General features: G+C 69.4%; 15 protein-coding genes. All 15 read right to left on the bottom strand.

Annotation, left to right across the window (positions count from 1 at the left end; all coding sequences use genetic code 11):
• Positions 1–109: 109 nt before the first annotated feature.
• Complete coding sequence (locus MQV74_RS27835) at positions 110–484, bottom strand: F0F1 ATP synthase subunit epsilon (protein WP_242723080.1); 375 nt, start codon at positions 482–484, stop codon at positions 110–112.
• 131 nt (positions 485–615) lie between these two features.
• Entirely contained in the window at positions 616–2,052 is a 1,437-nt protein-coding gene (gene atpD / locus MQV74_RS27830; RefSeq protein ID WP_242723078.1) for a F0F1 ATP synthase subunit beta, read from the bottom strand.
• Positions 2,052–2,969: a F0F1 ATP synthase subunit gamma gene (locus MQV74_RS27825; RefSeq protein ID WP_242723076.1), complete on the bottom strand. Its 918-nt coding sequence runs from the start codon at positions 2,967–2,969 to the stop codon at positions 2,052–2,054. The genes atpD and MQV74_RS27825 overlap by 1 nt, the downstream gene beginning before the upstream one ends.
• Before the next feature lie 20 nt (positions 2,970–2,989).
• Positions 2,990–4,582 (bottom strand): F0F1 ATP synthase subunit alpha, encoded by a 1,593-nt coding sequence (atpA, locus tag MQV74_RS27820; protein ID WP_242723074.1) that lies wholly within the window; start codon positions 4,580–4,582, stop codon positions 2,990–2,992.
• A 124-nt stretch (positions 4,583–4,706) separates the two neighbouring features.
• Positions 4,707–5,528 carry a F0F1 ATP synthase subunit delta gene (locus MQV74_RS27815; protein ID WP_242723072.1) on the bottom strand — a complete coding sequence of 274 codons (822 nt, stop codon included), beginning with the start codon at positions 5,526–5,528 and terminating at the stop codon, positions 4,707–4,709.
• Complete coding sequence (locus MQV74_RS27810) at positions 5,525–6,082, bottom strand: F0F1 ATP synthase subunit B (protein WP_030685168.1); 558 nt, start codon at positions 6,080–6,082, stop codon at positions 5,525–5,527. Before MQV74_RS27810 ends, MQV74_RS27815 begins: the two co-directional genes overlap by 4 nt.
• 36 nt (positions 6,083–6,118) lie before the next feature.
• A complete protein-coding gene (gene atpE / locus MQV74_RS27805; protein WP_030685170.1) occupies positions 6,119–6,355 on the bottom strand; it encodes an ATP synthase F0 subunit C in 237 nt (78 codons plus the stop codon).
• Positions 6,356–6,432: 77 nt separating this feature from the next.
• Positions 6,433–7,203, bottom strand: a complete 771-nt coding sequence (gene atpB, locus MQV74_RS27800; RefSeq protein ID WP_172383826.1) for a F0F1 ATP synthase subunit A — start codon at positions 7,201–7,203, stop codon at positions 6,433–6,435.
• A gap of 276 nt (positions 7,204–7,479) precedes the next feature.
• Positions 7,480–7,941 (bottom strand): hypothetical protein, encoded by a 462-nt coding sequence (locus tag MQV74_RS27795; protein WP_138961829.1) that lies wholly within the window; start codon positions 7,939–7,941, stop codon positions 7,480–7,482.
• A 261-nt stretch (positions 7,942–8,202) separates the two neighbouring features.
• Positions 8,203–9,573: an MraY family glycosyltransferase gene (locus MQV74_RS27790; protein WP_242723070.1), complete on the bottom strand. Its 1,371-nt coding sequence runs from the start codon at positions 9,571–9,573 to the stop codon at positions 8,203–8,205.
• 102 nt (positions 9,574–9,675) lie between these two features.
• Complete coding sequence (gene glyA, locus MQV74_RS27785; protein WP_242723061.1) at positions 9,676–10,950, bottom strand: serine hydroxymethyltransferase; 1,275 nt, start codon at positions 10,948–10,950, stop codon at positions 9,676–9,678.
• A 73-nt stretch (positions 10,951–11,023) separates the two neighbouring features.
• Positions 11,024–11,722: an arsenate reductase/protein-tyrosine-phosphatase family protein gene (locus MQV74_RS27780; RefSeq protein WP_278194238.1), complete on the bottom strand. Its 699-nt coding sequence runs from the start codon at positions 11,720–11,722 to the stop codon at positions 11,024–11,026.
• Entirely contained in the window at positions 11,719–12,366 is a 648-nt protein-coding gene (locus tag MQV74_RS27775; protein ID WP_138961826.1) for an L-threonylcarbamoyladenylate synthase, read from the bottom strand. The genes MQV74_RS27780 and MQV74_RS27775 overlap by 4 nt, the downstream gene beginning before the upstream one ends.
• 107 nt (positions 12,367–12,473) lie before the next feature.
• Entirely contained in the window at positions 12,474–13,319 is an 846-nt protein-coding gene (prmC, locus tag MQV74_RS27770) for a peptide chain release factor N(5)-glutamine methyltransferase (RefSeq protein WP_172383823.1), read from the bottom strand.
• Between the two features lie 39 nt (positions 13,320–13,358).
• The gene (gene prfA, locus MQV74_RS27765) at positions 13,359–14,435 is read right to left on the bottom strand and encodes a peptide chain release factor 1 (protein ID WP_242723059.1); all 1,077 of its coding nucleotides are present in this window, start codon (positions 14,433–14,435) and stop codon (positions 13,359–13,361) included.
• Positions 14,436–14,481: the final 46 nt, after the last annotated feature.

Genomic DNA, 14,481 nt, shown 5'->3' with positions numbered 1-14,481 from the left:
GGACCGAACTACCGCACCCGAAAAAGCACCCGCATTGCCGCAGCCGCGACCCGGTCCGGAAGGTTCCGGACCCGGCCGCGGCTGAGTCACGTTACGCCGCGCGCTGGGGTCAGCGCGCCGCCACCGCACGCAGTCGGGCGTCGGCGCGCCGCTCGGCGGAGGCGTCGGCCTCCGACTTGGCACGCTCGAGCGCCCGCTCCGCACGCTGGACGTCGATCTCGTCGGACAGCTCGGCGATCTCGGCGAGCAGCGACAGCTTGTTGTCCGCGAACGAGATGAATCCGCCGTGCACGGCGGCGACGACGGTGCCCCCGTCACTCGTACGCATGGTCACCGGGCCCGACTCCAGCACACCGAGCAGCGGCTGGTGACCGGGCATGACGCCGATGTCGCCGGACGTGGTGCGCGCGACGACCAGGGTGGCCTCGCCGGACCAGACACTGCGGTCCGCGGCGACCAGCTCGACATGCAGCTCAGCAGCCAAAGGTGGCTCCTCGGGTCACCACCCGGCGGTTCAGCCGGGTGTTGGGTCAAATTCTACGTGGCGTGCGGGGAGGGGCGGGACGCGGTCCCCGCGAGGGCCGTGCCCGCCCCTCCCCCGAGAGTCACCGGGACTCAGGAGACGCCGAGCTCCTTGGCGTTGGCCTTGAGGTCCTCGAGGCCACCGCACATGAAGAACGCCTGCTCGGGGAAGTGGTCGTACTCGCCGTCGCAGATCGCGTTGAAGGCCGCGATCGACTCGTCGAGGGGCACGTCCGAACCGTCGACGCCGGTGAACTGCTTGGCGACGTGGGTGTTCTGGGACAGGAAGCGCTCCACGCGACGGGCGCGGGAGACGACCAGCTTGTCCTCCTCGCCGAGCTCGTCGATGCCGAGGATGGCGATCATGTCCTGGAGGTCCTTGTACTTCTGCAGGATGTTCTTGACCCGCATGGCGGTGTCGTAGTGGTCCTGCGCGATGTACCGCGGGTCCAGGATGCGGGACGTGGAGTCCAGCGGGTCCACGGCCGGGTAGATGCCCTTCTCCGAGATCGGACGGGAGAGCACCGTCGTCGCGTCGAGGTGGGCGAACGTGGTGGCCGGGGCCGGGTCGGTCAGGTCGTCCGCGGGGACGTAGATCGCCTGCATCGAGGTGATCGAGTGACCACGGGTCGACGTGATGCGCTCCTGGAGGAGACCCATCTCGTCGGCCAGGTTCGGCTGGTAACCCACGGCCGACGGCATGCGGCCGAGCAGCGTGGAGACCTCGGAACCGGCCTGGGTGAAGCGGAAGATGTTGTCGATGAAGAACAGCACGTCCTGCTTCTGCACATCGCGGAAGTACTCCGCCATGGTCAGACCGGCGAGGGCCACGCGCAGACGGGTGCCCGGGGGCTCGTCCATCTGGCCGAAGACGAGGGCGGTCTTGTCGATGACGCCCGAGTCCGACATCTCCTCGATGAGGTCGTTGCCCTCACGGGTGCGCTCGCCGACACCGGCGAACACGGAGACACCGTCGTGGTTGTTGGCGACGCGGTAGATCATCTCCTGGATGAGCACCGTCTTGCCGACGCCGGCGCCGCCGAACAGACCGATCTTTCCACCCTTGACGTACGGGGTGAGGAGGTCGATGACCTTGACGCCGGTCTCGAACATCTCGGTCTTCGACTCGAGCTCGTCGAAGTTCGGGGCCTTGCGGTGGATGCCCCAGCGCTCGCCCGTGTACTGCTCGTCGACGTTCAGCACCTCACCGAGGGTGTTGAACACCTTGCCCTTGGTGAAGTCACCGACGGGCACCGTGATGGAGGCACCGGTGTCCGTGACCGCGGCCTGGCGGACCAGACCGTCGGTGGGCTGCATCGAGATGGCGCGGACGAGGCCGTCACCGAGGTGCTGGGCGACCTCGAGCGTCAGCGTCTTCTTCTCGCCGTCCTTGGCCGGGTCGGCCACCTCGACGTGAAGGGCGTTGTAGATGTCCGGCATGGCGTCGACGGGGAACTCCACGTCGACGACCGGGCCGATGACCCGGGCGACGCGGCCCGTGGCCGTCGCGGTCTCAACAGTGGTCGTCATTACTTGTCACTCCCCGCGTTCGCGTCGGCCAGGGCGCTGGCGCCACCGACGATCTCGCTGATTTCCTGGGTGATTTCGGCCTGGCGGGCCGCGTTGGCAAGCCGGGACAGATTCTGGATCAGGTCCCCGGCGTTGTCGGTCGCCGACTTCATCGCGCGGCGCGTGGCGGCGTGCTTGGAGGCAGCCGACTGCAGCAGCGCGTTGTAGATGCGGCTCTCGACGTAGCGCGGAAGGAGGGCGTCGAGGACGTCCTCCGCCGACGGCTCGAAGTCGTACAGCGGAAGGATCTCGCTCTTCGCGTCCGACTCCTCCGCCACCGTGTCGAGGCTGAGCGGCAGCAGGCGGCCGTGCACCGCCGTCTGCGTCGTCATCGAGACGAACTCGGTGTAGACGATGTGGAGCTCGTCCACGCCGCCCTCGGCCGTGTCCTTCTCGATGGCCTCGATCAGCGGGGCCGCGACCGTCTTGGCGTCCGCGTACTCGGGCTGGTCGGTGAAGCCGGTCCACTGCTTCGCGATCTTGTGCTCGCGGAAGTTGTAGTAGGCCACACCGCGGCGGCCGACGATGTAGGTGTCGACCTCCTTGCCCTCGGCCTCAAGGCGCGCGGTCAGCTGCTGCGCGGCCTTGATGGAGTTGGAGTTGAAGGCGCCGGCCAGACCGCGGTCGCTGGTCAGGAGCAGCACGGCGGCACGTGTCGCCGTCTCCGCCTCCGTCGTCAGCGGGTGCTGGGTGTTCGAACCGGTACCGACAGCCGTGACCGCGCGGGTGAGCTCGGTCGCGTACGGCGTGGAGGCCGCCACCTTGCGCTGCGCCTTGACGACGCGCGAGGCGGCGATCATCTCCATCGCCTTGGTGATCTTCTTGGTCGCCGTGACGGATTTGATGCGACGCTTGTAGACCCGGAGCTGGGCTCCCATGAGTCAGGTCCCTTCCGTCGTCACTTGCCGGCAGCGGCAGGAGCGTCCTCGCCGAGAAGCTTGCCGTCCGAGGTCTCGAACTGCTTCTTGAACTCGGCCACGGCGTCACCGATCGCGGTGATCGTGTCGTCGGACATCTTGGCGCCCTCCTTGATGGAGGTGAGCAGGCCCTGCTCCTTGCGGTGCAGGTAGTCCAGGAGCTCGCGCTCGAAGCGACGGATGTCGGCGACGGGCACATCGTCCATCTTGCCGGTGGTGCCGGCCCAGATCGAGATGACCTGGTCCTCGGTGGCCATCGGCTGGTACTGGGCCTGCTTGAGCAGCTCGACCATGCGCTGGCCGCGCTCCAGCTGCGCCTTCGACGCGGCGTCCAGGTCGGAACCGAAGGCGGCGAACGCCTCCAGCTCACGGAACTGGGCGAGGTCCACGCGGAGTCGGCCGGAGACCTGACGGATCGCCTTGTGCTGCGCGGAACCACCGACTCGGGAGACGGAGATACCGACGTTCAGGGCGGGGCGCTGACCGGCGTTGAAGAGGTCCGACTCCAGGAAGCACTGGCCGTCGGTGATGGAGATGACGTTGGTCGGGATGAACGCCGACACGTCGTTCGCCTTGGTCTCGACGATCGGCAGACCGGTCATCGAGCCCTTGCCCATCTCGTCCGAGAGCTTCGCGCAGCGCTCGAGCAGACGGGAGTGCAGGTAGAAGACGTCACCCGGGTAGGCCTCGCGCCCCGGCGGACGGCGGAGCAGCAGGGACACGGCGCGGTAGGCGTCGGCCTGCTTCGAGAGGTCGTCGAAGATGATGAGGACGTGCTTGCCCTCGTACATCCACTGCTGGCCGATGGCCGAACCGGTGTAGGGGGCCAGGTACTTGAAGCCCGCCGGGTCGGACGCCGGGGCGGCGACGATGGTCGTGTACTCCAGCGCGCCGGCCTCTTCGAGGGCACCACGCACGGAGGCGATGGTCGAGCCCTTCTGACCGATGGCGACGTAGATGCAGCGGACCTGCTTGTTCACGTCGCCCGAGCGCCAGTTGTCGCGCTGGTTGATGATCGTGTCGACGGCCAGGGCGGTCTTGCCGGTCTGGCGGTCACCAATGATCAGCTGACGCTGGCCACGGCCGATCGGGGTCATCGCGTCGACGGCCTTGTAGCCCGTCTCCATCGGCTCGTGCACCGACTTGCGCTCCATGACCGTGGGGGCCTGCAGCTCAAGGGCACGACGTCCGCTGGTCTCGATCTCGCCGAGGCCGTCGATCGGGTGGCCGAGCGGGTCGACGACGCGGCCGAGGTAGCCCTCGCCCACCGCGACCGACAGGACCTCGCCGGTGCGCTGCACCGACTGGCCCTCCTCGATGCCGCTGAACTCACCGAGAACGATCGAACCGATCTCGCGCTCTTCCAGGTTCAGCGCGAGACCGAGCGTGCCGTCCTCGAACTTCAGCAGTTCGTTGGCCATGGCCGAGGGCAGGCCCTCGACCTTCGCGATGCCATCGCCGGCCAGGGTGACCGTACCGACCTCCTCGCGCGAGGCCGCGTCCGGCTTGTACGCCTGGACAAAGTTCTCCAGCGCGTCCCGGATCTCCTCCGGCCGGATCGTGAGCTCCGCCATCTGGGTTCCCTGCTCTCCTTGTTGGGCCCGAAGTTTCACTTGGGGGGGATGGGGACTCCCCCCAGGAAGAGGTGAATCCTCTGCACGGCCCAACTCGGGCCGTTCGGTCTTGCTTGTTGAGTTGCTAGCCCGCCATGCGGCGGTGCGCGTCCTCGATGCGGTCCGCGATGGAGCCGTTGATGACTTCGTCGCCCACCTGCACCCGGATCCCGCCCAGGACCTCGGGGTCCACGTCGAGGTTCAGGTGCATCTGACGCCCGTAGATCTTGGCGAGCGCCGCGCCGAGCCGCTGCTTCTGCGGGTCCGACAGCGGAACGGCCGACGTGACGACGGCGACCATGCGCTCCCGGCGGTCCGCGGCCAGCTTGGCGAGGGACTCGAGTCCCGACTCCAGGCTACGTCCACGGGGCGCGGTCACAAGGCGCTCGACGAGACGCTCCGTGGTCGCTGCCGCCTTGCCACCGAGCAGGCCGCGCAGCAGCCCGCTCTTGGCCGTGGCGGTGGCGGCGCGGTCGGTCAGGGCCGCTCGCAGCTCGGTGCTGGAGGCGACGATCCGGCCGAAGCGGAACAGCTCGTCCTCGACCGTGTCCAGCGCGCCGGACTTCTGCGCGGCGGTCAGGTCGGCGACGTCCGCCAGCTCCTCCAGGGCGTCCACCAGGTCGCGCGAGGCGGACCAGCGGGAGCGGACCATTCCGGCCACCAGGTCAGCGGTCTCGCCGCCGACCTTGCCGCCGAGCAGGCGCCCGGCCAGCTCGGCCTTGGCCTCGCCGGACTGCGCCGGGTCGGTCAGGACCCGACGCAGCGAGACCTCCCGGTCGAGCAGCGCGGTGACGGCGGCCAGCTCGTCCGCGAGGTGCCCCGCGTCCACTGCGGTGTTGTCCGTCAGCGCGTCGAGGCGCTCGCGCGCGGCGGCAAGCGCCTCGCGGCTCGCTCCATGCGCTGTCATCGAGTCGCCTCGGCCTTCGTCGCCTTCTCGTCGAGCTCGTCGAGGAAGCGGTCGATGGTGCGGCTCTGGCGGGCGTGGTCCTCGAGGGACTCACCGACGAGCTTGCCGGCCAGTTCGGTGGCCAGCTGGCCCACGTCCTGACGCAGCGCCTGCGCGGCGGCCTTGCGGTCGGCCTCGATCTGGGAGTGACCGGCGGCGACGATCTCCTCGCGCTGCCGCTGGCCCTCGGCCCGCATCTCGGCGATGAGCTGGGCGCCCTGCTCCTGCGCCTCCTGGCGCAGTCGCGCGGCCTCGTGCCTGGCCTCGGCGAGCTGAGCCTTGTACTGCTCCAGCACGCTCTGGGCCTCGGTCTGGGCGGCCTCGGCCTTCTCGATACCGCCTTCGATCGCCTCCCGGCGCTCTTCCAGAACCTTGTTGATGTTCGGGAGGAGCTTCTTCCAGAAGAAGAAGAAAACGATGGCGAAGGCAATGGCGCCGACAAGCAGCTCGGGGCCCGGAGGAATAAGCGGGTTCTGCTTCTCCTCGGCCGCCAGCTGAACCAGGTTGGCGATCACATCAGTGCCTTTCGTCGAAAATGTGTCGGTTAGTAATTACTGACCGAACACGAACGGCATAACGATGCCGATGAGGGCGAGCGCCTCACAGAAGGCGAAGCCCAGGATCTGGTTGGCACGGATCAGACCGGCGGCCTCGGGCTGACGGGCCAGGGCCTCGGTGCCCTTGCCGAAGACGATGCCGACGCCGATGCCGGGGCCGATCGCGGAGAGGCCGTAGCCGATCGAACCGAGGGAACCGGAAACACCTGCGGCGAGCTCAACAGCGGACATGCTGTCTCTTCCTTCTCTTTCATGGGCCGGTGGGGGTTGGCCACCGGGCGATCTGGGGGTTTACGAGGCGGGTGGTGTCAGTGGTGCTCGGCGACAGCGCCCTGGATGTAGGTGCAGGCGAGGAGCACGAAGACGTACGCCTGGACGGCCTGCACGAAGAGTTCGAAGCAGATCATGGCGACCGTCATCACGAAGGAGACGCCGGCGGCCGGGATCATCCAGCTGTTCAGCAGGTACCAGGAGGCGACGGTGAACATCACCAGCATCAGGTGACCGGCGAACATGTTGGCGAAGAGTCGCACGGAGTGCGTGAAGGGACGCACAAGGAGGTTCGAGAAGAACTCGATGAACGACACCAGCCACTTGATCGGGCCGAGCGAGTTGTCGTAGCCGGTGATGTTCTTCCAACCACCCACGAAGCCGTGGCGCTTGAAGGTCAGCGGCACCCAGATCAGGTACGTGATGAGCGCGAGCACGACCGGGTACGCGAACACCGACGAGACCGGGAACTGCGAGAGCGGCACCACGGACCAGATGTTCATGATCCAGATGAAGAAGAACATCGAGACCATGAGGGGGACGTACTTCTCGCCCTCCTTCTTGCCGAGGGTCTCGTAGACGATCCCGCGGCGGACGAAGTCGTAACCCGCCTCGCCGATCATCTGGAGCTTGCCCGGCACGACCTTGGCCTTGCCGAAGGCGGCGTAGAAGAAGGTGATGACGACCAGGGTCGTGATCAGGGCGAGCAGCATCACCTTGTTGAACTCGAACCCACCGACCTCGAAGATCGGCTTGAAGAGGAACGAGTGCAGGCCCGGGGCCGGGAAGCCACAGCCGTTGTCGGACATGATCCGACAGCTCCAGTCAAAGGCGAGCTCAGTTTGTTCAGCACTCACCGCGGGCTCCTTCGGCGTGAAGCATGGGTACGGCAACCTCGTTGTCGAGTCGGCGCGGCACGCGGCCGCGGATCGGCACCGGACTGGTGTTTCGGAAGTGTGAGCGGCGGTCAGGCATCGAGCCTCGCGATGGTGCAGGCGTCAGCTCAGATGCCCGCGCCTGCAGTGCCGCAGTTGGCACCGGACGATAGCAGCATCTCGAACGGGCATTTATCCCGGCCCTACCTCTCACGTCTCCGACCCCGGCTTCTCCGGCTTGTCGCTCTTCTGGGAGGCGGCAACCGAGGAAGGTTCGGGTTCGGGTTCGACGTAGAGGATCTTGGCCTTCATGTGCGCGCGAGCCTGCGACGCCATCCAGGCGACGGTGGCGATGACGAGAGCGAGCGCGAAGGACTTCGGGTTGAACGCGGTGGTGTCCTTGAACAGACCCACGAAGATGAGAAGCAACAGCAGCTGGGCGACGTAGAGCATCATGCCCATCGCCTGGAAGAGCTGCGGAAGCGATTTTGCCGTCCGCTGCAGGACGAACAGGCCGAGCCCCATGAAGGCGATGACCACAGCCGTGCCGATGACGGCGCCGAGCGCCCCCTTGCCGCCCGCGACCACACCACTGACCACGGCGGTGATCGCACCGACGGCGGCAGTGGGGACGGCGGACTGCAGGAGAGTCCGGGTGTCTTGAGACGGCATGGCGGCAACTCCGCTTACTGATGGGGGCAGGGTGTCGTCATGGACGAGCGTAGACCCGGTCCGAGCGGGGTCCTCGGGCCAATGGACCGTCGCACTACGGTCCTTCGGCTCTGTCGCCGGGTCTCGTGAACCGTATCACAAACTATTTGATGAGGTCTTTACCTGTCTGGTGTGCTCGCTGTCACACATGAGAAGCAATCCGCGCGTCTGTGCATTCGGTCCGTCACTTTGTCTGCTAAAGGGCCGCTTTGCCGGTCGGCGTCAACGTGACGACCCCGCCTTGCGCCGGTCCAGGAAGCGCGGGCGGGTGCCGAGCGCGGTCGCTCCGTTGACGCCCGCGCCGACGGCCGGCCGGTCTTCGGAGGCCTCCCCCGGCCCGTCCGTCCCGTCCGCCCCGCACGCCTCCGCCGGGGCGGCCCCGTCGGCGCGCTCAGTGGCCGCTGTACCGGCCGGGGAGGAGCGCCTGCTCCGGTACCTCGGCGGCACGAAGTTCTCCGCCCAGCGGGGCGCGTGCGGGGTGAAGCGGGGCAGCAGGAGCAGCACCAGGCCCACGGCGCTGAGGGCGACGATCAGGAGCAGGATCCACATGTTCGTCGAGTGGACCGAGTAGGCGACGGTGCCGAAGGCGATGAGGGCCGACCAGAAGTACATGATCAGCACCGCGCGGCTGTGCGAGTGCCCGACGTCCAGGAGCCGGTGGTGCAGATGGCCCCGGTCGGCGGCGAACGGCGACTGTCCCTTCCAGGTGCGGCGGGCGATGGCCAGGACCAGGTCGCCGAACGGGATCGCGATGATCGTCAGCGGCATCAGGAGCGGGATGAAGACCGGGAGCATCGCGTGCGTGGCGTCGCGGGCGCTGCCGCCGAGGTTCAGCTTCATGGCGTCCGGGTCGACCTGCCCGGTGATGGAGATGGCACCGGCGGCGAGCACGAGCCCGATGAGCATGGAGCCCGAGTCGCCCATGAAGATCCTGGCCGGGTGCATGTTGTGCGGCAGGAAGCCGAGGCACATGCCCATCAGGATGGCCGCGAAGAGGGTCGCGGGGGCGGCGGCCTCGATGCCGTAGCCGTACCAGATGCGGTACGCGTACATGAAGAACGCGGTGGCGGCGATGCACACCATGCCCGCGGCGAGGCCGTCCAGGCCGTCGACGAAGTTCACGGCGTTGATGGTGATGACGACGAGGGCGACCGTCAGGAGGGTGCCCTGCCACTGGGTCAGCGAGAGCGTGCCGTAGCCCGGGATGGGCAGCCACAGGATCGTCAGGCCCTGCACGACCATGACGCCCGCGGCGATCATCTGGCCGCCGAGCTTGATCAGCGCGTCGATCTCGAACTTGTCGTCCAGGACGCCGATGAGCCAGATCAGGGCGGCGCCGGACAGCAGCGCGCGCGGCTCGTTCGACTTCGTGAACACCTCGTTGAGGTTGGGCAGGTGGTCGGCCACCAGGAGGCCCGCGCACAGGCCGAAGAACATCGCGATACCGCCGAGCCGGGGCGTCGGCTCCCGGTGCACGTCGCGCGCGCGGATCTCCGGCATGGCACCGGCCACGATCGCGAACTTCCGCACCGGGCCGGTCAGCAGATAGGTCACCGCGGCCGTGATGCAGAGCGTCAGCAGATATTCACGCACGGGCTTCCCCACAGGTATCGCTGGCCATCTCAGCACCACACCCTAGCTTCGCGCGCATAAGGTTGGGCACTTCCGGGTAGCGACGATCGTTGCACAACTCCGCTACAGCGCCGTGGTCCCGCCGCTTCCCCGGCCCGGATAGGGGGGAAACCGGGCCGTGAGGTCCCCGACCGCCGCCCTGACGTCGTCCTCCTCCCGGACGGCCGCCGCGAACAGCGCGGCGACGCGTGCCATCTCCGCCTCCCGCATCCCCTGTGTGGTGACGGCCGCCGTGCCCAGGCGCAGTCCGCGGCCGTCGCCGTGGGGCAGCGCGCAGGTGTCCAGAACCAGACCCGCCGCGGCGAGGCGGCCCCGGGCCGCCCGGGCGTCCACGCCGTGCGGGGCGGGGTCGGCGAGCACCAGGTGGGTGTCCGTGCCCCCGGTGCTGACGGCGAACCCCTCCCCTGCCAGGGCCTCGGCCAACACCCTTGCGTTCGCCACGACTTGATGGGCGTACGCGGTGAAGGCGGGGGTCGCCGCCTCGCCGAAGGCCACCGCCTTGGCGGCGATGGTGTGCATCTGCGCGCCGCCCTGGGTGAACGGGAACACCGCCCGGTCGATGCGCTCGGCGAGGCCCGCGCCGCACAGGATCAAGCCACCGCGGGGGCCGCGGAGCACCTTGTGGGTGGTGGCGCACACGACGTCCGCGTACGGCACCGGGCTGGGCGCCGCGCCGCCCGCGACCAGGCCGATGGGGTGGGCGGCATCGGCGATCAGATGGGCGCCCACGTCGTCGGCGACCTCGCGGAACGCGGCGTAGTCGATGTGGCGCGGATAGGCGATGGAGCCGCACACGACGGCCTTCGGGCGGTGCTCGCGGGCCAGGGCGCGCACCTGCGCGTAGTCGATGAGACCGGTCTCCGGGTCGAGGCCGTACCCGACGAAGTCGAACCACCTGCCCGAGAAGTTCGAGGGCGAGCCGTGGGTGAGATGTCCTCCGTACGGGAGACCCATCGCGAGGACGGTGTCCCCCGGGCGCAGGAGTGCGGCATAGGCGGCGAGGACGGCGGACGAGCCCGAGTGCGCCTGCACGTTGGCGTGCTCGGCGCCGAAGAGGGCCTTGGCACGGTCCACGGCGAGGCGCTCCGCGACGTCCACGAACTCGCAGCCGCCGTGGTGGCGGGCGCCGGGGTAGCCCTCGGCGTACTTGTTCGCGAGCGGGGAGCCCAGGGCCGTCAGGACGGCCTCGGAGGTGAAGTTCTCGGCGGCGATGAGCTGGAGCGAGGCGGACTGCCGGGCCGTCTCGCCGAGCAGGACCTCGGCGAGCTCGGGGTCCTGGCGGCGCAGCGCGGCGTACGCCGCCGGGGCGGCGGGGCGCCTTGGGCTGGCCGTCGTCATCTCTCCAATGTAGGCGCGCCCGGAGCGATGTGCGCGGCGGTGCCCTCGCGGGTGCGCCCCGGGCCCGGCGGGGCTACGCCTGGCGGACGCCCGTCAGGGCTGTGACCACCGGGTCCAGGGCCTGCTGGATCTCGCCGCCGACGGAGCGGAAGAAGGGCAGGGGCGCGCCGTAGGGGTCGTAGACCTCGTCGGCCTCCACGCTGGGGGCGAGCAGCCACCCGCGCAGCGCGGCCGCGGCCCGCACCAGGGCGCGGGCCCGCTCGACCACGCCGTCGGCCCCCTCCGGGTCCGGCAGCGTCGCGGGGTCTATGGCCCGCACGAGCCGGGTGAACTCCTTCAGGGTGAAGGTCCGCAGCCCGGCCGAGTGCCCCATGGAGATGACCTGCGCCCGGTGGTCCCGGGTCGCGGTGAGGACGAGGTCGGCCCGGATGACGTGGTCGTCGAGGAGCTCGCGGCCCACGAAGCCGGTGGCGTCCGCCCCGAAGTCGGCGAGGACCGTCTCGGCGTGGGTCTCCATGGGCGCGCCCTCGTGACCCCAGGTGCCCGCGCTCTCCACGATGAGCCCACCGGTGCCGGGGTCGCCGAGCCGGTCGGCGAGGGCATGCCGGGTGAGCCGCTCGGTGATCGGCGAGCGGCAGACGTTGCCGGTGCTGACGTGGAGGATGCGGAAGGTGCCGGGGGCCTTGAGGGACCGGAGGCCCCCCTCGTCCCCGGCGGGGTCCGGGAAGCCCGGGAGGCCCGCTATGCCACGCCCCGTCTCAGGGGCTGTCAATTGGCCACCTCGAGGTCGGGTACGACCTTGCGGAGCTCGTCCGCGTCGAGCGCTCCGGCGCGCAGCAGGACCGGGACCTTGCCGGTGACGTCCACGATGGAGGAGGGGACGATGCCGGGGGTGGGGCCGCCGTCCAGGTAGACCGAGATGGAGTCGCCCAGCATCTCCTGGGCGGCGTCGCAGTCCTCGGGCGCGGGGTGTCCGGTGAGGTTCGCCGAGGACACCGCCATGGGGCCGACCTCGGTGAGGAGCTCGATCGCGACGGGGTGCAGCGGCATGCGGATGGCGACGGTGCCGCGGGTGTCCCCCAGGTCCCACTGGAGCGAGGGCTGCTGCTTGGCGACGAGGGTGAGGGCCCCGGGCCAGAAGGCGTCGACGAGCTCCCAGGCGGACTCGGAGAAGTCCGTGACGAGGCCGTGGAGGGTGTTCGGGGAGCCGATGAGGACGGGCGTCGGCATGTTCCGCCCGCGCCCCTTGGCGTCGAGGAGGTCGGCGACGGCTTCCGGGCTGAAGGCGTCCGCGCCCACGCCGTACACCGTGTCCGTCGGCAGCACCACCAGTTCGCCGCGGCGGACGGCGGACGCGGCCTCGCGCAGACCGGTCGTACGGTCGGTCGCGTCGTTGGTGTCGTATCGCCGTGCCATCTAGCGGGCCTCCTCGTACACGTACTGGTCCACGTACTCGTCGTGCTCGTACGCGTCCGGCGCGTCGGCACCGGTCGCGTACATCGTCTTCTTCGTCGCCGCCGTGCTCACGGCAGCGCCTTGCGGGCGGTCGCGAACCGCGGCCGGTTGTTCAGGTCGGGGTGGTCGGCCGCGTCGGCCCAGCCACGCTCCTCGGTGAAGATCCACGGCACCAGACCGCCCTGGGTGTCGGCGTGCTCCACGACGACGACTCCGCCCGGCCGCAGCAGCCGGTGCGCGGTGCGCTCGATGCCGCGGATCAGGTCGAGGCCGTCCTCGCCGGAGAACAGGGCGAGTTCGGGATCGTAGTCCCGGGCCTCGGGCGCAACGTACTCCCACTCCGTGAGCGGGATGTACGGGGGGTTGGAGACGACGAGGTCGACCTGGCCGTCGAGCTCCGGCAGGGCCGTGCGCGCGTCACCCGCGTGCAGGGTGACGCGGGAGCCCTCGACGTTCTTGCGGGTCCAGTTCAGGGCGTCCTCGGACAGCTCCACGGCGTGCACGCGCGAGCGCGGCACCTCCTGGGCGAGGGCGAGGGCGATGGCACCGCTGCCGGTGCACAGGTCGACGATGAGCGGCTCGACGACGTCCATCGCGCGGACCGCGTCTATGGCCCAGCCGACGACCGACTCGGTCTCCGGGCGCGGGACGAAGACGCCGGGGCCGACCTGGAGCTCCAGATAGCGGAAGAACGCGCGGCCCGTGATGTGCTGGAGCGGCTCGCGGGCCTCGCGGCGGGCGATCGCCTCCCAGTAGCGGGCGTCGAAGTCCGCGTCCTTGACGGAGTGCAGCTCGCCCCGTTTCACCCCGTGCACGAAGGCGGCGAGCTCCTCCGCGTCGTTGCGCGGCGAGGGCACGCCGGCGTCGGCCAGCCGCTGGGTGGCCTGGGCCACTTCCGCTAGCAGCAGGTTCACGCTGGTCCTCCGGGACGGTCGTACGACGGGGTGGTGGGCTTAGGCGGCGGCGAGCTTGGCGGCGGAGTCGGCGTCGACACAGGCCTGGATGACCGCGTCGAGCTCGCCGTCGAGGACCTGGTCCAAGTTGTACGCCTTGAAGCCCACGCGGTGGTCGGAGATGCGGTTTTCCGGGAAGTTGTACGTACGGATCTTCTCGGAGCGGTCGACGGTGCGGACCTGGCTGCGGCGGGCGTCCGCGGCCTCCTTCTCCGCCTCTTCCTGGGCCGCCGCGAGCAGCCTGGAGCGCAGGATGCGCAGGGCCTGCTCCTTGTTCTGGAGCTGGCTCTTCTCGTTCTGGCAGGAGGCGACGACACCGGTCGGGATGTGCGTGATGCGCACGGCCGAGTCGGTGGTGTTGACGGACTGGCCGCCGGGGCCCGAGGAGCGGTAGACGTCGATGCGCAGGTCGTTCATGTTGATCTCGACGTCGACCTCCTCCGCCTCGGGCGTGACGAGCACGCCGGCCGCGGAGGTGTGGATGCGGCCCTGCGACTCGGTCGCGGGCACGCGCTGCACGCGGTGCACGCCGCCCTCGTACTTCAGCCTGGCCCAGACGCCCTGGCCGGGCTCGGTGGCGCCGTTGCCGCCCTTGGTCTTCACGGCGACCTGGACGTCCTTGTAGCCGCCGAGCTCGGACTCGGTGGAGTCGATGATCTCGGTCTTCCAGCCGACGCGCTCGGCGTACCGCAGGTACATGCGCAGCAGGTCGCCCGCGAACAGGGCCGACTCGTCGCCGCCCGCGCCCGCCTTGATCTCCAGGATGACGTCCTTGTCGTCGCTGGGGTCCCGGGGCACGAGGAGCAGCCGCAGCTTCTCGGTGACCGCCTCGCGGCTCTCGGTGAGGTCCTTGACCTCGGCGGCGAAGTCGGGGTCCTCGGCCGCCAGCTCACGCGCGGTGTCGATGTCGTCACCGAGCTGCTTCCAGGTCCGGTACGTGGCGACGATCGGGGTCAGCTCGGCGTAGCGCTTGTTGAGCTTGCGCGCGTTGGCCTGGTCGGCGTGGACCGACGGGTCGGCGAGCTTCTGCTCCAGATCGGCGTGCTCGCCGATCAGTTCCTCGACCGCCTCGAACATCTCGGGCTCCTGGGTTCTTCGGTACGCGAGCGGGGCTCGCGCAGGG

This window comes from Streptomyces sp. AN091965, from assembly GCF_022698285.1.
Taxonomy (GTDB): Bacteria; Actinomycetota; Actinomycetes; order Streptomycetales; family Streptomycetaceae; genus Streptomyces.
Note: the sequence above shows the minus strand (reverse complement) of the source record. Positions and strands in the feature narration are given on the sequence as shown.